The following is a 17,888-nucleotide window of genomic DNA, read 5'->3' on the forward strand; positions in this document are numbered from 1 at the left end:
AAAACCTCCTATTTGATTAATGCGTTAGGATCAATAATTAATGCGACCTGGCCGTCACCTAAAATCGTAGCTCCAGAAATCGCCTCGATATTGGTCAAATATTTGCCAAGCGTTTTGAGCACGATCTCGTTTTGGCCGATAAACTCATCGACGGTGACTGCCGCCCATTTTTCTCCCTTGCGCACCACTACAATTTCGGTTTCTTCCTCGGCGCTATCATTGAAGTCAGGCGTCTCAAGCACACGGCTCAGCGATACAAGAGGAATAACGGTATTGCGGAATTCAATCATTAAATTGCCATGAACGTTCAAAATTTGCGATCTGCGGATAATGCTGGTCTCGACAATGGAGGACAGTGGAATCGCATATTTTTCCGAGCCCAGCTTGATCAGCATCGCCGAAATAATCGACAGCGTCAGCGGAAGCTGTACCGAGAATTTTGTTCCTCTGCCAAACGCCGAGTCAATGGTCACATTTCCGCCAAGCGACGTAATTTTGGAACGTACAACGTCCAGTCCTACACCGCGTCCAGAAATATCCGAAATTTTCTCAGCTGTACTAAAGCCTGCTGCAAAAATCAGCATATTGATTTCGTCGCTCGACAGCTTTTTCGCCTCATCTTCAGTAACGACGCCGTTTTTGATCGCCGTCTTCAGCACCCGCTCCTGGTTAATGCCGCGTCCATCCTCTTCCACCTCGATGAACACATGGTTGCCGCTGTGATATGCACGCAGGAAAATGGTACCTACTTCTGACTTGCCTGCGGCAATACGTTCTTCCACCGTCTCGATGCCATGATCGACTGAGTTGCGCAGCAAATGAACGAGCGGGTCGCCAATTTCATCAATGACGGTACGGTCAAGCTCTGTATCCGCCCCAGTAATGACCAAATCGATTTTTTTATCAAGCGACTTCGCCAAATCGCGAATCATGCGAGGAAAACGGTTGAATACCGAATCGACGGGAACCATGCGCAGCTTGAGTACGATATTTTGCAAATCTGTGCTGACACGCGTCATATGCTCGACAGTCTCAGTCAAGTCATTGCGTTTAATTTCGCTTGATAGCTGTTCTAGTCGCACGCGATCAATGAGCAGCTCACTGAACAGATTCATCAGCGTATCCAGACGGTCGATATCAACGCGAATCGTCCGATTAACCGCTGCTGGAGCAGCTTGAGCTGGCGAGTCTTTACGAGGCGCAACCGCAGCGGGAGCCTTGGCTGCCTCTTCTTTTTTCTCGACGACTGCTATAGCTGCTGCAACCTCTTCCTTCGCTTTCTTCACTTCAGCCTCAGCTTGCTGATTCGCTGTTGGCGTGCTTAGCAGATGCAGCGATTCCTCATCCAGCAAAGTTATAACTGCCGTCTCCACTTCGGATACATTCATAATTTGCGTATGCAGTTCTTCCAGCTTCGTCTGTGTAATGGTAAATACCGTAAAGGAACGATCGAATTTTTCCTGTTCCAAATCCTGCACAGAAGGCTCCGATTTCACAATCTCTCCGTGTGCTTCCAGCAGATTGAATACCATATAGGCACGAACTGCTTTCAGCAAACAGTCCTCGCGAATCGTAACATGAATATGATAAGCCTGATGTCCGCTATCAATGGATTGCTTAATCACCGAAGTCTGGTACTCATCCAGCAGCAAAATAGGCTTGTCCACATTGGAAGAATCGCCCTCCGCTGCAGCCTTTTGATCCGGCACCGATAGTTTATGCTCTCCGCTAAAAATCGACTGCAAGGCGGCCACAATTGATGTCACATCCGCTTTACCAGTACCACCGTTAACGATATCCTGCACCATCGCCTCCAGCGCATCAAGACCCTTGAAAAGCGTATCAAATATAAAGCTGTCCATCTTGAGCTTGCTATTGCGAACAAGATCAAGCACATTTTCCATTTCATGTGTCAAGGCAGCCAGATCCTCATATCCCATCGTAGCCGACATGCCCTTCAAAGTATGAGCGGAGCGGAATATATTTTGAACAATTGATAGATCTTCCGGCTCGCCTTCCAGTCGCAATAAGTTTTCATTCAAGGTTTGAAGATGGTCGTTAGATTCGTCGATGAACATCGACAGATAGGCATTCATATCCATTGTATCGCACCTCCTGCTAGACTTGTGATTGCTTCAATCGTTATTTAAGTACACAGCTTTCAATACGTGCAGCGATTTGCTGCAGCGGGAGCACGGTCTTGACTGCCCCGCTTTCGTAGGCGCTGCGCGGCATGCCGTAAACGATGCAAGTTTCCTCCGCCTCGCCTATAGAAGTTACTGCACCGCTCTCAACAAGCTGTTTAAGACCTTTCGTACCATCGCTGCCCATTCCGGTCAGGATGACCGCGTGACGCTTCAGCTCCTTGAAAGGAACTAATGATTCATACATCACATCTACCGATGGACGATGCCCATTGCGCTGCGGCTGCTCTGTTAAATGAATATAATAACCGGAACTATCTTTGCCAAGCTCTAGATGATAGCCTCCGGGAGCAACATAGACAACGCCGGGATGAACCCGGTCGCCTTGAGCCGCTTCAACGACATGCAGCGCACTGAAGCTGTCAAGGCGCTGAGCGAGCGATTTCGTAAATTTCGGCGGCATATGCTGGACAACCAGGACAGGTGCGCCAAGATCGCCAGGCAAAGCGCTAATGACCGTATGCAAGGCACGCGGCCCTCCCGTTGAAGCTCCAATTGCAACAATATGCTGAAACGACGTAGACTTCGGCAGCTCTTTTTTTGGCGGAGCGGGAGCTTCCGTTTTTTTGCTCGCTATAATCGGCGGAGCAGTTGGCTTATATGTAGAGGAAGGCGCCACCGCTTTGACTGCCGCTGGTTGTTCCGGCTTTTTGTTCATGCTAGGCGGCTTTATTGGTGGCGTAATTTCCGGTTTCTTCTTCGCCATAGAAGGTGCAGCAAGCCGTGACGCTGCATTTGTTGTTGCTTCGGTTATTAGAGGCTTTTTAATATCTAGCGCCTTCACTTTTACCGGCGGGTCCATCTTCTCCTCAATGAATGAAGGCTTCCTCGCCAGTACAGCTGTTTTTAGCTTCTCTATCAATTGCTCGCCAACTTGGATAATATCATTCGTTGCAATGCCTGACGGCTTGCGTATAAAGTCAAATGCTCCAAACTGCAATGCTTTGATCGTATCCCTCGTGTTATCCTCACTAATGCCAGACAGCATAATGACAGGCGTCGGATTTTGTTTCATAATCTTTTGCAAAGCCTCAAGTCCATTCATTTCAGGCATTTCCAGATCGAGCGTTACAACATCGGGCTTCCATTTCTCCACCGCTTTTACAGCTTCGGCCCCATTGGTTGCAGTCGCTATTATTGAAAACATTGAATCCTTTAAAATTAAGTCACTAAAAATTTTTCTCATAAATGCAGAATCATCTACAATGAGTACACGATAAGGAGCCATCTTTTCCCCTCCCCTGATTAAAAGGACTATCTCGTTAGCTTGAATAATTTATGCAAAAATCCCTTTACACCGTTTTTAGCATCAGATTCCGGCCTCTTTATTTCTAGAAAACGAACTGCAATTTCATGCATAGCTTTCGATGCTTCACTGCTCGGATAAGCAATGGTGAAGGGAATTTGGCGTTTTACCGCCTTGCCTACATGAGCATCATCGGGTACGAGCCCGAGAAATGGCAAGGAGGCTTCTAGGAAGCGCTCGGCAGCCAAATTGATTTTATCTGCTGTCAATCGGCCTTCCCGCTTGCTGTCTGCCCGATTAACGATAAGTCTGAAATTCGGATGAATGCCCATTGCTTTTACCATTTTAATTAAGGCATATGCATCGGTTATAGAGGTCGGCTCAGGCGTCGTTACAACGATCGTTTCCTGCGCTGCGGCGATAAATCTCGCCGTCTCCTTGGAAAGTCCTGCTCCAGTATCAAATACGATGACATCGTACAGCCCTTGAAGCTTTGAAACCTGCTCTGTGAACAAGGTCAGCTCTTTCTCTGACAGCTCCAGCAAATCTTTAATTCCTGATCCGCCTGCAATAAAATGCAATCCTTCAGGCCCTTCCTGAACGACATCCCAGATCGTTTTGTCCTGCTTGAACAAATGGTATAAATGGTAGGAGGAGCGCACGCCCATCAATATATCGATGTTCGCCATGCCAATATCAACATCAAAAACGAGAACCTTCTGACCAAGCTTCTGAAGCATCAGCGCAAAATTGAGACTAAAGTTGGACTTCCCAACGCCGCCCTTGCCGCTGGTGACAGCGATAATGCGCGTTTCGCGCTTGCCGCCTTCGCTGCTGCTTGCCTTTACCATATGTCGCAGCGCTTCGGCTTGATCATTCATCGTCCGCTTCCCCCAGCAAATCATTCATATAAGCAGCAGCGTTAAAGCGATCAATGTCATCCGGCACCGTCTGCCCTCTTGCCACATAAGTCGGCGTTAAACCGAACTTCATCACAAGGTTAAAAATAGAGCCGTACACCGCCGTTTCATCCTGCTTCGTAAACAATACCTTCTCGATGCCGTATTTCACAAAGTTTCCGGCGACTGACGTCATATCTTTCGTTTTGCCGGTAAGGCTCAGCACAAGCACCGTTTCATTGCGGTCATGCGATTGAAGCAGGCTGTTTACTTCTGATACATTTAGCTCATTGCGGAAGTTGCGGCCAGCCGTATCCATGTAGATGAGCTCTCTATCTTCGAGCTGCTTGAATGCTTTCGGCAAATCCATAGGAGAAAAAACAACCTCCAGCGGAATGTTTAAAATATTAGCGTACGTTCTAAGCTGGTCAACCGCCGCAATTCGGTACGTATCTGATGTAATGAAGCCTACTTTTTTGTTATGCTTAATCGTTTGATTAGCCGCAAGCTTAGCGATTGTTGTCGTTTTGCCTACGCCAGTCGGACCAACAAAATGAACGATTCTGGCCTGCTCATCGATCATGCCGGCTGCATAAGGGGCCATCCATTCGAGCAGTTGCCGTTTGGCTAGCTCCCATACTTGCGTACGTGTCAATGGCTCCCTTTGCTGCCCTTCCTGCTCAGAGATGATCGCCATAAGCTGGTCGATCCACTCCGCTTCGAGCTCCTGCTCTTGAAGGCGGTCATGAAGGGCTTGTGCAGCTTCTGATAGTGAATTTCCTGCTTTTTGCGAAGACAGCTGCAGGAGGGATTGCTTAATCCCTTTAATTTCGTCCATCAGCTGATCGTTGACTGGAGAAGCCGCCGCAACTGGCGCAGGCCTTGCCGGCGGCTCAACCGTAGCTGTAGCAGCTGCAGAAGCTGCTGCGGCACGCTGCTGCTTCTGCATCGTCTCCGTAATAGCTGCCATTACGGCGCTGACATCATCCGGCGCCTTGCGCTTCTGCGGCAGATTTTCCGGAGCAGCTGCATTCGACTCAATAGCGGCAATAACTTCCATCTTCTTTTTACGGAACATGCCCATGAAGCCACCGACTTTGACTTCTTTCGTATTCAATATAACGGCATCTTTGCCAAGATCGCTTCGAATCATCGGCAGCGCTTCGGGAAGGGCATTGACTACATAACGTTTCACTCTCATAAATTCACCACCCCTACGCTCTGAACTTCAACGTTAGGTTCAAGCTCACTATAAGAAATGACCGGAACCTCCTGCATCGTCCGTTCCACAATCTGGCGCAAATACATGCGGATTGTAGGGGAAGTGAGTACAACAGGCTGCTGTCCGGACTGAATTTGCCGGGTTACCTGCTCATTCAGCTTGGAATAAATTTGTTGAGTGACGATCGGGTCAAGCGCAATGTAACTTCCCTGATCGGTCTGCTGTACGGACTCAGCGATTTTCTTCTCCATCGCCGGACCGACTGTAATCACTTTAAGCTTGTCTCCCGTTGCCGCAAACTGCTGGGTAATTTGCCTTGACAGCGCTTGTCTGACATATTCCGTCAGCACATCGGGATCTTTCGTGTAATGCCCGTGATCGGCCAACGTTTCAAAAATGGTTACCAGATCGCGGATCGAAACTTTTTCACGAAGCAGCTTGGCAAGCACTTTTTGCAAATCGCCAATGGATAGCACCGAAGGAATGAGATCATCGATAAGCGCTGGATACGATTCCTTGACATTTTCAATGAGTGCCTTCGTCTCTTGACGTCCGAGCAATTCATGCGCATGACGCTTAATAATTTCTGTCAAATGCGTAGCGACAACCGAAGGCGGATCTACGACGGTATATCCCGACATTTCCGCTCTTTCCTTCATCTGCTCGTCAATCCAAATGGCTGGCAGCCCGAATGCCGGCTCTGTCGTTTCAATACCAAGTACCGATTCATCATCGAAGCCCGGGCTCATTGCCAAATAATGATTGAGCAGAAGCTCGCCTTTCGCAACGGTATTCCCTTTAATTTTAACGACATATTCATTCGGTCTCAGTTGAATATTATCGCGGATTCGAATAACGGGAACGACAAGCCCCAGCTCAAGCGCGCATTGCCTTCTGATCATAATGATACGGTCCAGCAAATCGCCGCCCTGCTGCGTGTCTGCCAGTGGAATCAGGCCGTAGCCAAATTCGAACTCGATGGGATCCACCTGCAATAGGCCAATGACACTTTCCGGATTACGAACCTCTTCAATTTGCTGCTCTTCCACAAGCATCTCCTCTTGCTCCACTTGCTTCTCCTGCAGCTTTTTCATTCTCCATGCGCCAAATGCGAGCAGTGCCGCAAAAGGGAGCGTGCGCATAACGCCGATTGGCGAAACGAGACCAAGCAAAGCTATTGTTCCTGCAACTATGTATAAAAGATTAGGGTATTTAAACAGCTGTGCTGTCAAATCCTGTGCCAGGTTGCCGTCTGATGCAGCTCTTGTAACGATTAAGCCTGCTGCTACCGAAATAAGCAATGCTGGAATTTGACTGACTAGACCATCCCCGATGGTTAAGATCGAATACGTTTCGAGTGCCTCGGCAAATGGAAAGCCATGTACCGCCATCCCGATTATAAATCCGCCAACCAGGTTAATAATGAGAATGATAATGGATGCAATTGCATCCCCTTTTACAAACTTACTGGCACCATCCATAGCTCCGTAGAAATCCGCTTCTCTTTCAATCTTGGAACGCCGGTCCCGTGCCTGCTGCTCATTAATGAGTCCCGCATTTAAGTCGGCATCAATACTCATTTGCTTGCCGGGCATCGCATCGAGGGTAAACCTTGCTGCTACCTCGGCGACCCGCTCAGAACCTTTCGTAATAACGATGAACTGAACGACGACGAGAATAAGGAAGACGATAAACCCGATTGCGATTTGCCCGCCGCCCACCCATCTACCGAATGTTGCGACAACTTCCCCCGCTTCTGCATGCTGCAAAATGTTCCGGGTGGTAGAAACGTTGAGTGCTAATCGGAATAAGGTCGTAACAAGCAAAACTGCGGGAAAGATGGAAAACTCCAGCGCTTCCTTCGTATTCATCGCAATAAGCAATATCATTAAAGCGATGGAAATATTCAGAATAAGCAAAATATCCAGCAAAAGAATAGGGATGGGAATAACCATCATGAGCACGATGCCTATGATCCCGATTAACACGATAAGATCTTTTGGTTTCATGACGCTTCCTCCTCCCTTAAATTACGATGATTTGACACGGCCTTTCAGCTTGTAAACGTATGCGAGCACCTCCGCCACAGCCTGGAACAAATCTGCCGGTATGGCATCTCCGATTTCGGCGCGTTCGTATAATGCTCTGGCAAGCGGCTTATTTTCCATCGTAATAACGCCGTGCTCTTTGGCGATTTCCCTAATGCGCAGCGCCACATGATCCATGCCTTTGGCAATAATTACGGGCGCCTCCATATTAGAGGAATCATATTTCAAGGCGATTGCAAAGTGCGTCGGGTTGGTAATGACGACATCTGCATTCGGAATTTGCTGCATCATCCGCTGGATGGCCATTCTCCGCTGCTTTTCTCGGATACGGCCTTTAACGAGCGGATCACCCTCTGATTTCTTATGCTCGTCCTTAATGTCCTGCTTGGACATCTTCATGCTTTTCTCCTGCTCGTACTTCTGATACAAATAATCCGCAAAGGCGAGCACAACGAGCGCAGCACCAATTTTGATTCCCATGCTGACCGTCAGGCCAGCTGCAAAGGCGAAAATTTGCTCAACAGACAGGTCCGAAAGAGAAAGCAGCCGACTCCAATCGCTTGCAATCGTCTGGTATACGAGCACTCCAATAATCAGCAGCTTCAGCAAGCTTTTAAGCATTTCAACAATAGAACGCATGGAGAAGATCTGTTTCAATCCTTGGAGCGGATTAAGCTTGCTGATCTTCATCTTAAGCGGCTCTCCTGTAAGCAAGAAGCCAAATTGCGCAACGTTACCGATAATGCCTACTAAAATAGCTACCGAAAATATAGGCAGTAAAAAAATGAGCATTTCGGTTACGAGCGTACCGAACAAGTTAAAAACATTTTCAGACGTAAGCTCCATAAGCAGCCAATTTTCGAAAATATCATCAAACATATTCATAATTCGCTGCTTGTAAAAGCCGCCAAACATCGCAAAGCCAGCAAACGTAAACAGCAAAATCAAGGAGCTGGGAAAGTCAGCCGATTTGGCTACCTGACCCTTCTTACGCGATTCCGAGCGTTTTTTGGGCGTCGCTTTCTCCGTCTTCTCTTGGCTGAACAGCTGCAGGTCGAGCTTTAAGCGGTACATTTGCACGATTACAGCCTCCTCTACCCGTCCGGCCCTTTGAAAATGGCGAATAGCTGCTCCAAGTTGTCAAACATGATGGCAATGAGCCGCTCATACAGACCACTTAGCCCCGGCATAAGCAGCACGAGCAAAATCGTCCCGATAATAAGCTTAAGCGGTATCCCAATGACGAAAACATTGTATTGAGGCGCTGTTTTGGCTAAAAATGCCAGTCCGACATCCGTCAGAAACATGGCAATTACTAGCGGAGCTGCGACCTGTAAAGCTAGCAAAAACGTATTTCCAACGGCTTTCGTTAAAAACTCGCTAATGCTGCCACTGCTGATTCTCGCAAAAAAATCTCCAGCAAGCGGCATCCATTTGTAACTGTCCATTAGCCCTCGAAGCAAGTAATGATGCCCGTTCAAGGAGAAAAAAATGACAATAAGCATCATGTATTTAAAATTACCTAGCAATGGCACGGAAGTGCCCGTCAATGGGTTGACGACATTCGCCATCGCAAAACCAATTTGCAAATCCATTAATGCCCCTGCCGTCTGCACGACTACGAAAAACAAATACACCACGAAGCCGAATAACAGGCCGATCAATATTTCCTGTACGACATAAAGCACGTAGCTGGCATCTGTCGCTACTGTCTGATTAATGCCATACGTGAGATACACGATAAAAGAAATAAAAAAACTTAAACCGATTTTTGCAATATTCGGCATCATTTTCCCAGAAAACATCGGAGCTACGACGAAAAATGATGTAATTCGACAAAAAATCAACAAAAAAATAGGAAAACCTTGCTCGATAAGCTCCATCGCTGCGATTCACGCCTATCCGATATATTTATGCAGGTTGTTCAGCAGATTATAAGTGAAATCGACGATCGTATTTAGAATCCACGGCCCGAACAAAACAACGGATGCAAAAACCGCTACAATTTTCGGAACAAATGCTAAGGTTTGCTCTTGTATCTGGGTAGTCGCCTGAAAAATACTGACCAAGAGCCCAACAACGAGAGCAATAAGAAGCATTGGAGCACTGCTTTTTAGTACGGTAAATACAGCCTCGCTGGCCAGACCGATAATAAAATCGGCACTCATTGAACATCCCCCCTATACAGTCGTCAGGTATTGAAGCTTAATAACAAGGATTTGACTATCAAATACCAGCCATCTACCATGACGAACAGCAAGAGCTTGAACGGCAATGAAATCATTACTGGCGGAAGCATCATCATCCCCATCGCCATTAACGTACTGGATACAATCATATCAATAACGAGGAACGGTATGAATATAAGGAAGCCCATTTGAAAAGCTGTCTTGATTTCGCTAATTGCATACGCCGGAACCAAAACGGTCAGTGGGATATCCTCATAAGTTTTCGGCTTTTCAGTCTTCGTGTAATCCATAAACAGCTTTAAATCTTTCTCTCTCGTCTGCTTGAACATAAAAGCCTTCATCGGTACAGACGCTTTCTCGAAAGCTGCTGTTTGGGAAATTTCCCCTTTCAAATATGGCTGCAAAGCTACCTCATTTACTTGAGAGAAGGTAGGGGCCATAATAAAAAAGGTTAAAAACATAGCAAGTCCGATTAGTACCTGGTTCGGAGGCATCATCTGCGTACCGAGCGATGTCCGAACGAAGCTAAGCACGATAATAATGCGTGTAAAGCTGGTCATCAATACTAGAATAGCAGGCGCTATGCTTAGCACGGTAATCAGCAGCAAAATTGATAACGCGCTAGGGTCCGGCTGATCGCTGCCCGTGTTGCCAAAGTTAATTTCTACGTTCGGCAGCGGTTCAGCAAAAGCATGCGATTGAAATATTAAACCGGCTAACTGCACCGCAACAAGAGCTATCCACCATTTATTTTTCATGATCATCATTCAACCGTTCATTAGGGTTAGGGTCTTTGAGGAGTGCTTCGAGCTGCTGCTTGCGATCCGCCTGACGATTCATCTTGTCCTTAAGCACATTCTGAAACGAAGAAGCGTCGTTCCACTGTTCATCCTTCGGTTCCTGTTCGCCAGAGCCTTGACGAAAGCGTGATACTAAGCCCGTCAAAGCACTCGGCGACCAGCCACCTTGCACTTGCCTCTCCATTGCCTCAATAATCGCCTCAGCTTGTTTTTCATCATCAATCTTGTCCAGCAGGGTAATGTTTTCTCCAACCCCTACAACATATAGACGGCCTGACAGCTCAACAACTTGAAGCGAATGATTTTGACCTAAGGAAATGCCCCCGAGCGAACGAAGCGAACGATTTGTTCCTCCGAACGCCCGGTTGCGCCGCGAGAGCCATTTAATAACTACAATGATTAGTCCAATAATAAGGAGTAGAGAAAAAATAACCCATACTACACTGCCTGCCATGTTAGACGAACTAGTATATGGCAAATCAGGCTGGCTCGTCTGGACTGCTTCCGCTAAGGCGGCGGCAGGCAGAACGGCCATTCCTGAAAACAATAAAAGCGTTACACGAGCTTTAAGTTTGACCATCGCATACAACCGTTAGCCCAGCGTTTTCTTGATCGCTTCAATAACACGGTCCGCTTGGAAAGGTTTAACGATGAAATCTTTCGCTCCAGCTTGAATGGCATCAATAACCATTGCTTGCTGTCCCATTGCAGAGCACATAATAACTTTTGCATTCGGGTCGATTTTTTTAACTTCTTTCAATGCTGCAATGCCGTCCATCTCAGGCATCGTGATATCCATCGTAATCAGGTCTGGCTTAAGCTCCTTGAATTTCTCCACCGCTTGTGCGCCATCAGGTGCTTCACCAACTACTTCGTAGCCGTTTTTGGATAAAATATCGCGGATCATCATGCGCATAAATGCTGCGTCGTCTACGATTAGAATACGGTTTGCCATCTTTTTTCTTCCTCCTAGGATGCTATTGTAATTTTTGAATTCGGTCCCATTGGCTGACGATATCGGTTACACGTACGCCGAAGTTCTCATCGATAACGACAACCTCGCCTTTTGCGATCAGCTTGTTGTTAACCAGAATGTCTACAGGTTCTCCAGCAAGCTTGTCCAGCTCGATAATAGACCCTTGCGACAATTCCAAAATATCTTTAATCTGCTTCTGGGTCCTTCCTAATTCTACGGTAACCTTAAGTGGTATGTCGAGCAGTAAATTGAGGTTTGTCTCTTCGCCTTGAATATATGGCGCATTATTGAAATTAGCAAACTGCACAGGCTGAACATTCACATTGCGATTGGCTGCATGGCCATATGTATTCGGGCCAGGCGGCTGCATCATCGGCGCTTCATAATATCCCGCTGGCGGTTGTTGTTCTTGCTTCTGCAACGATGGAGCCGTAGGCTGCGCAGGAGCACTTTGTGGCGCTTGCGGAGCAACTGGCGGCGCTTCTACTACTGGTGGCGCTTCTACTGCAGCAGCAGTCTCTTCAACCGTCTCTTCGCCCATAAGAATAGCAACCATTTGTTTTGCAAAAGAAACAGGCAGTAGCTGCATAATTGTCGAATCTATCAAATCTCCAATTTTAAGCCGGAATGAAATTTTGATGAACACATCTACCGGAGGCAAATGTCCCATTCCTCCGCCGTTGTCTACATCGAGAATGTCGATGCCTGGCGGCGAAATATTAACGAAACGATTGAAAATGGTCGACATCGACGTTGCAGATGACCCCATCATTTGATTCATCGCTTCTTGAACGGCGCTAATATGAATTTCATTGAGCTCTTCGTCTGTAGGATTACCTGAACCGCCGAGCATCAAATCGGCAATAATTTGTGCATCTCTCGTCTTAATGACAAGCGAATTTATTCCTTGGAAGCCATCAACATATTGAACACTTACAGCAACATGAGGCTTTGGAAATTCATCTGCCAGCTGGTCTCTGCGAATAAAGGTAACTTCCGGTGTCGTAATATCCACCTTCACACCTAGCAATGTGGACAAGGCAGTTGCTGCGCTTCCAAACGTAATGTTCCCAATTTCACCAAGCGCATCCTGTTCCATAGCTGAGAGGAAATCTGATAACTGAACATCATCGGCAGATGGCTGTTCAGCATCCGTACCGCCAGAAGATTGATTTAGTAACGCATCAATTTCCTCCTGCGACAAATAATCTTTACTCGTCATATTCTTCTCCCGCTCCTTCGTTCACAACTTCATCAAGCTGAATAGCCAACCGATCTTTCACGGAGCCTGGACTGCCGATGAACTTCAATTTATCGCCTACCTTAATATGCAGGCCTTCCCCTACTGGCTTGCTGAGAGAAATGACATCTCCTACATTAAGACCCAGAAACTCCTGAATCGTAATGGAAGATTCACCAAGCTCGGCAACAATCGGCAGCTTCGCTTTGCTTACGCGCTGCTCCAGCATTTCAACTTCCTCTGGAATACGCTCCTTTTTCTGCGAAACGAACCAATGATGCGCCGACAATCGCGGCATAACCGGCTCAATGACAACATGGGGAATACAAAGATTGATCATCCCTGTCGTTTCACCGATTTTCGTGCTTAAGGAAATCAGCGCGATCGTTTCATTCGGTGATACAATTTGCATAAATTGTGGATTCGTCTCGAGCGCTTCCAGTCGTGGCGATATATCAATAATTGTTTTCCACGCCTCTTGCAAACTCTCAAACGTCCGGCTAAAAATCTTTTCCATAATAATCGTTTCGATTTCAGTCAGGTTATTGATTTTGGAAGGCGCAACGCCTTGCCCGCCAAGCATGCGATCCAGCATCGCGTAAGCGATATTCGGATGCACCTCAAGCACCATGCGTCCCTCAAGCGGCTCTGCTTCAAAAATATTCAATATCGTCATCTTCGGAATTGAACGAATAAACTCGTCATAAGGAAGCTGCTCGACTTGAACGACACTGATTTGAACGAAAGTACGAAGCTGCGCTGAGAAATAGGTTGTCAAATATCGCGCGAAGTTCTCGTGTATGCGAGTCAAACTGCGAATATGATCCTTCGAAAATCGAACAGCGCGTTTGAAATCATAAACTCTGACTTTTTTCGTTACTTCTTCCTTTTTTAAATCCTCGGCATCCATCTCGCCAGAATTAAGGGCCGCCAGCAGCGCATCTATCTCATTTTGCGATAAAACATCAACCAAATTTTCTCACCCCCTTCAAGGAATGTCGCCAACCAGCATTAAATGTTGGTCATGATAAAAGCTGTTATTTCTACCTTGACCAGCTTCTGCTTTTTATCCAAAATTGGATTAATTTCATTAAGCAGCTTCGATTCCAGCAGATCCTCGCCTTTAGAGCCATTCAGCTCTTCAGCCGTCATATCTGCAAGCGCCCGGTTAATAATAGGCTTAACTTCAATTTCGATGATTTTATCAAAATCTTCCTTCGTCTTCTTGCTGTCCAGTTGGAAAGCGAAGCTAACGACAACGACTTTGTTCGAATCTTTCAAGTTGCGCTTAAATTCTTTAAGCTCAGACGTTACTTCTACACGCTCATCAGCGGTAAGATGCTTGACTTCAACCTCTTTGTTGGTTGAAGCATCTGTAGCTGTATCTCCTAAAAGTTTGCCTCCAATGAAATAAGCGACAACACCAATCAATACAATCGACAACAGTATAGTTACTAACCATGGCATCATTTTTTTCATCTCTATGGACCCTCCGTCTGTTCACTCTTCTGGGCCGCCGCATATACGCCGATCGTACGAAGATAGTTCTGGATCAGCAGCAAAAGCTCCTCCGAGCTTTCTACCACTATGAATTTTTTACCAGTGGTCAAGGTAATAATGGTATCGGGCACTTCCTCCACCACTTCAATCAACAGAGCATTGATCATGAGCTTAGTACCATTAATACGAGTCACTGTAATCATAAACTGCCCCCTCACATCGCGGGGGAGGCGCTATGGCCCCCCACCTGCGTTATGCCTAACGATTATCGTTTCAGGTTGACAACCTCTTGCAAAATTTCATCAGATGTCGTGATAATACGCGAATTCGCTTGGAAACCGCGCTGAGCCACGATCATTTCTGTAAACTCGCCTGTCAGGTCAACGTTTGACATTTCAAGCTGTCCGGCCACGATTGCGCCCGTTCCAACCTCTTCATCATTCGCTGGTGACGTTGCAAGCTCTCCGTCTGGATTGGCATTAGCTGTCATGCGATACAAGTTTCCACCCATTTTCAGCAAACCGCTTGGATTCACTACTTTAACAACTCCAATTTGTCCTGCTTCAACGATGCCGTCAGCTGTTACACCTAGAATCATACCGTCTTGACCAATGGTGAATGAAGTGATGGCAGGATCAAGCGGAGGAATAATACCGCCATCATCCGCAGCCATTACAAACATCCCGTTTGCATTGACAAGCTGTCTGTTCGCATCAAGCGTAAAGTTTCCGGCTCTAGTCAAAAATGTTTCTCCGCCATCTGCTGCGGTTACCGCAAAAAATCCATCGCCATCAATGCGAAGATCTGTCGGTTGGTTTGTCGTCATCGCGCTGCCTGGCGTGTGAATAGTATCAATAGAAGCAATGCTGACACCAAGCCCGATTTGCTTCGCATTCACACCACCTTGTTCGCCTTCAGCCGAAGCGGTAATGCCCGCTGTTGTTTGGCTCAAAATATCGCTGAACATGACGCGGCCGCCTTTGAAGCCCACCGTATTAACGTTCGCAATATTGTTACCGATGACATCCAGCTTCGTTTGGAAGCCGCGCATACCTGACACACCCGAGTACATTGATCTTAGCATAGTATTTAAGCCCTCCTAATTTAGGTTTATCCTTGTGGTTAGTTGGCTGCCTCTGTCGGTCAGCAGCCTGAAGAGCCTCCATGTTGGTCCGGCTCTAGCTTAAAATAACGGCGCTGTCTATTTGCGTGAATACATTGCTTTGCATTTGCTTGCCATCCATTGCAGTAACTACTGTACGGCTAGGCACATTTACGATCATCGCAATATCTTTAAAAACGATTAAAGAGTCAATGGCGCCTTTCGATGCCGCTTCGTCCACAGCATTCACAATTTTCGTTAATGAATCTGCTTGAAGCTGAATGCCTCGCTGCTTCATCCGAACTTCAGCATGATGGCTGAATTTCAATACTTTCGAATCCAGCAAATCCTGAAATTCGCTAGGCTGCTGGGATTTTGCCCCTACCGTCTTCGCATTGTTTAAGGGCGAAGATTTAAGCGGAAAATAATGCCCAATCTTTACGCTGTCGCTCATGAGGTTTGTTCCTCCCCGCTTTCAGCAGCGGTGTCGCCTTCAGCAGTTCCAGCATCTTCGGCAACATTCGTCTCATTCGAAGCTTCACCATCTGCTTCTGGTTCCTCCGCTACTGCTGGAGCTTCATCCGAGACTGTAAGGATGTCGCTTACTTTAATCATCGTGTTATCTTCAAACTTGGCATACAATACACCATCCGTTGAGACAATCGACTTCACAACATCGGTATACATGACGGTGCTTCCTTTTTTATCAAGCTCCTGCCATGTTACACTTTTACCGATCATCATAGATGCGCTGCTGATGCTTGAGTTCAACTGTGTCAGCTGCGTATTCATATTCATCAGCTGCTCGACTGAGGTGAACTGCGCCATTTGGGCTATAAACTCTGTGTTGCTCTGCGGGCTTAATGGATCCTGATTTTTAAGCTGTGTGACGAGCAATTCGAGAAATGCGTCCTTACTTAGCGATGTTTTATCATCCTCGGTTTTCCCTGCTATTTTAACGTTGGTCTGATCATAATTCGGCCAGATCACTTTATTCGTAACGACTGCCAATTCCATCACCTCCATCCCGCAAATGGTTGTTCATGTCCGTAACATCGCTTTAGACTGTAGCGTTAACCGCCCGTCCGTAGCCCATATCCTGAATGGCAATTTGCTCGATTACATCCGCTTCAAAAGCAGCTTCATCGGCTCTGCTTCCGCCCTTGCCGTTGTTGTTTCGATTCGTAAATTGTTGATTGGAGCCTTGCCCCTGCCCGCCATTAGACAGCTCTGATGCAGCTTGTCCTTGCGTCACTTCAAGCTTGTCAATCGTTAGACCTTGGGATTGCAATGCCAGTCGCAACTGCGACATTTGGTTATCCAGCATATCTTTCGCCATAACCGTATCCGTATGGAACAGTGCCGTCAACTGGCCGTTTTGCATGGTGATCCGAACATCGACTTGGCCCAGCTGTTCAGGGAACAGCATGATTTTAGCTTCGTGCTTGCCATTTAATGAAGAAATATCAAACTTCTGCACGATAAGCCCAGTCATGGATTCTGCAAATTCGTCTGCCAATACGTAAGGCTGGGCGACTGCTCTCGCTGCCACGCTACTCGTTGCCTGCTTGAGCGAATGAGCAAAGTTTGCATTTAAATTGCCTGCCAGAACGGACTCATCATCGGCTGTATCGGCCGTTTCTTCAACCAATGTATCGGCTGACAAAGCTTCCGCTACTGCGCTTTTCAGGGCAATTGTATGCTGGGATTGCTGATTCAAACGCTGAAGCCATGCAGCTGTTTGCTGTGGAGCAGCCTCGTCTGCTGCAGCTGGTTCAAATACCGCTTGAACATTGCTGTTATTGCGCTCGGCTGTGCCTGCTTCCTTCTGCTTTTGCAGCAATTTCTGCAAAGCTTCCAGCTGCTGTCCAATCAGCTGTGATGGCTCCTGCTGCTGAACGCGTTTCGCAGTTCCCTGCTCAAGCACATTAGCCAGCTGAATCAGCGCATTTTCCAAATCATGCTTCACAAGCGCAATTTGCGCTTTCACTGCCTCATGTCCATTGCCTGCATCTGCTGCTTGGACAACTTCCTCTGAGGTTAACTGCTCATCTGGCTGCTTCAAAGTGAGAAGCGGGGAACCTAGCAGGGCTAGTAAAGCCTGCATTTGCTCCAGCATTGCTTGCAAATCTGCCAATTGGGCTTGTGCAGCCTCATCCGTGTCCGCAGTATCCAATTCATCCATTTGCTCTAGCAGTCCATCAATAGCCGCAAGCAAATCCTGATTGTTCGTTTCTCCAAGCAAGCCAGCTGAATTGAGAGTAGTCATCCGAATCGTTCCAAGTGCTGCTGCATCCGTTGTGTTTGCAGTTGCTGCTGTACCTGCCCCCGCTTGGCCATTATTCAATTGACCATTCAGCGTTTGAGCAAAAGCCGCATCTCCCGTTCCCTTCGCTTGGGCATTCCCGCCAGTGGAAGGAGCCGCCAGCTGCGAAGCTGCTGGTGATGATAAAACCTCCATT

The 17,888-nt window shown here is 47.1% G+C and carries 19 protein-coding genes; all 19 read right to left on the reverse strand.

What is annotated here, in order from left to right:
* Positions 1 to 8: 8 nt before the first annotated feature.
* Complete coding sequence (locus BBD42_RS26875) at positions 9 to 2,102, reverse strand: chemotaxis protein CheA (RefSeq protein ID WP_099520663.1); 2,094 nt, start codon at positions 2,100 to 2,102, stop codon at positions 9 to 11.
* 40 nt (positions 2,103 to 2,142) lie between these two features.
* Positions 2,143 to 3,432: a chemotaxis-specific protein-glutamate methyltransferase CheB gene (locus tag BBD42_RS26880; protein ID WP_099520664.1), complete on the reverse strand. Its 1,290-nt coding sequence runs from the start codon at positions 3,430 to 3,432 to the stop codon at positions 2,143 to 2,145.
* Positions 3,433 to 3,458: 26 nt separating this feature from the next.
* Positions 3,459 to 4,331: a MinD/ParA family protein gene (locus tag BBD42_RS26885; protein ID WP_099520665.1), complete on the reverse strand. Its 873-nt coding sequence runs from the start codon at positions 4,329 to 4,331 to the stop codon at positions 3,459 to 3,461.
* Entirely contained in the window at positions 4,324 to 5,550 is a 1,227-nt protein-coding gene (gene flhF, locus BBD42_RS26890; protein ID WP_099520666.1) for a flagellar biosynthesis GTPase FlhF, read from the reverse strand. The genes BBD42_RS26885 and flhF overlap by 8 nt, the downstream gene beginning before the upstream one ends.
* Complete coding sequence (gene flhA / locus BBD42_RS26895) at positions 5,547 to 7,580, reverse strand: flagellar biosynthesis protein FlhA (protein ID WP_099520667.1); 2,034 nt, start codon at positions 7,578 to 7,580, stop codon at positions 5,547 to 5,549. Before flhA ends, flhF begins: the two co-directional genes overlap by 4 nt.
* 21 nt (positions 7,581 to 7,601) lie before the next feature.
* Complete coding sequence (gene flhB / locus BBD42_RS26900; RefSeq protein ID WP_099521829.1) at positions 7,602 to 8,693, reverse strand: flagellar biosynthesis protein FlhB; 1,092 nt, start codon at positions 8,691 to 8,693, stop codon at positions 7,602 to 7,604.
* A 20-nt stretch (positions 8,694 to 8,713) separates the two neighbouring features.
* Positions 8,714 to 9,502 carry a flagellar biosynthetic protein FliR gene (gene fliR, locus BBD42_RS26905; RefSeq protein ID WP_056038210.1) on the reverse strand — a complete coding sequence of 263 codons (789 nt, stop codon included), beginning with the start codon at positions 9,500 to 9,502 and terminating at the stop codon, positions 8,714 to 8,716.
* Positions 9,503 to 9,517: 15 nt separating this feature from the next.
* Entirely contained in the window at positions 9,518 to 9,787 is a 270-nt protein-coding gene (gene fliQ / locus BBD42_RS26910; protein WP_056038213.1) for a flagellar biosynthesis protein FliQ, read from the reverse strand.
* A 23-nt stretch (positions 9,788 to 9,810) separates the two neighbouring features.
* On the reverse strand, positions 9,811 to 10,566 hold the full coding sequence (fliP, locus tag BBD42_RS26915) for a flagellar type III secretion system pore protein FliP (RefSeq protein WP_099520668.1): 756 nt from the start codon (positions 10,564 to 10,566) through the stop codon (positions 9,811 to 9,813).
* On the reverse strand, positions 10,556 to 11,188 hold the full coding sequence (locus BBD42_RS26920) for a flagellar biosynthetic protein FliO (protein WP_099520669.1): 633 nt from the start codon (positions 11,186 to 11,188) through the stop codon (positions 10,556 to 10,558). Before BBD42_RS26920 ends, fliP begins: the two co-directional genes overlap by 11 nt.
* Before the next feature lie 12 nt (positions 11,189 to 11,200).
* A complete protein-coding gene (locus tag BBD42_RS26925; RefSeq protein ID WP_046230724.1) occupies positions 11,201 to 11,563 on the reverse strand; it encodes a response regulator in 363 nt (120 codons plus the stop codon).
* 22 nt (positions 11,564 to 11,585) lie between these two features.
* Positions 11,586 to 12,806 carry a flagellar motor switch phosphatase FliY gene (fliY, locus tag BBD42_RS26930; RefSeq protein ID WP_099520670.1) on the reverse strand — a complete coding sequence of 407 codons (1,221 nt, stop codon included), beginning with the start codon at positions 12,804 to 12,806 and terminating at the stop codon, positions 11,586 to 11,588.
* A complete protein-coding gene (fliM, locus tag BBD42_RS26935) occupies positions 12,796 to 13,797 on the reverse strand; it encodes a flagellar motor switch protein FliM (RefSeq protein WP_099520671.1) in 1,002 nt (333 codons plus the stop codon). The genes fliY and fliM overlap by 11 nt, the downstream gene beginning before the upstream one ends.
* Before the next feature lie 38 nt (positions 13,798 to 13,835).
* On the reverse strand, positions 13,836 to 14,303 hold the full coding sequence (locus BBD42_RS26940; protein WP_099520672.1) for a flagellar basal body-associated FliL family protein: 468 nt from the start codon (positions 14,301 to 14,303) through the stop codon (positions 13,836 to 13,838).
* Between the two features lie 2 nt (positions 14,304 to 14,305).
* Entirely contained in the window at positions 14,306 to 14,527 is a 222-nt protein-coding gene (locus BBD42_RS26945; RefSeq protein WP_056038226.1) for a flagellar FlbD family protein, read from the reverse strand.
* Between the two features lie 62 nt (positions 14,528 to 14,589).
* Complete coding sequence (gene flgG / locus BBD42_RS26950) at positions 14,590 to 15,408, reverse strand: flagellar basal body rod protein FlgG (protein WP_099520673.1); 819 nt, start codon at positions 15,406 to 15,408, stop codon at positions 14,590 to 14,592.
* 94 nt (positions 15,409 to 15,502) lie between these two features.
* Positions 15,503 to 15,880, reverse strand: coding sequence for a TIGR02530 family flagellar biosynthesis protein (locus BBD42_RS26955; RefSeq protein WP_099520674.1), 378 nt, complete (start codon positions 15,878 to 15,880; stop codon positions 15,503 to 15,505).
* Positions 15,877 to 16,437 carry a flagellar hook capping FlgD N-terminal domain-containing protein gene (locus tag BBD42_RS26960; protein WP_172455647.1) on the reverse strand — a complete coding sequence of 187 codons (561 nt, stop codon included), beginning with the start codon at positions 16,435 to 16,437 and terminating at the stop codon, positions 15,877 to 15,879. The genes BBD42_RS26955 and BBD42_RS26960 overlap by 4 nt, the downstream gene beginning before the upstream one ends.
* Positions 16,438 to 16,486: 49 nt before the next feature.
* Positions 16,487 to 17,887: a flagellar hook-length control protein FliK gene (locus BBD42_RS26965; RefSeq protein ID WP_099520676.1), complete on the reverse strand. Its 1,401-nt coding sequence runs from the start codon at positions 17,885 to 17,887 to the stop codon at positions 16,487 to 16,489.
* Position 17,888 lies beyond the last annotated feature (1 nt).

The organism is Paenibacillus sp. BIHB 4019, from assembly GCF_002741035.1.
In the GTDB taxonomy this organism is placed as follows: domain Bacteria; phylum Bacillota; class Bacilli; order Paenibacillales; family Paenibacillaceae; genus Pristimantibacillus.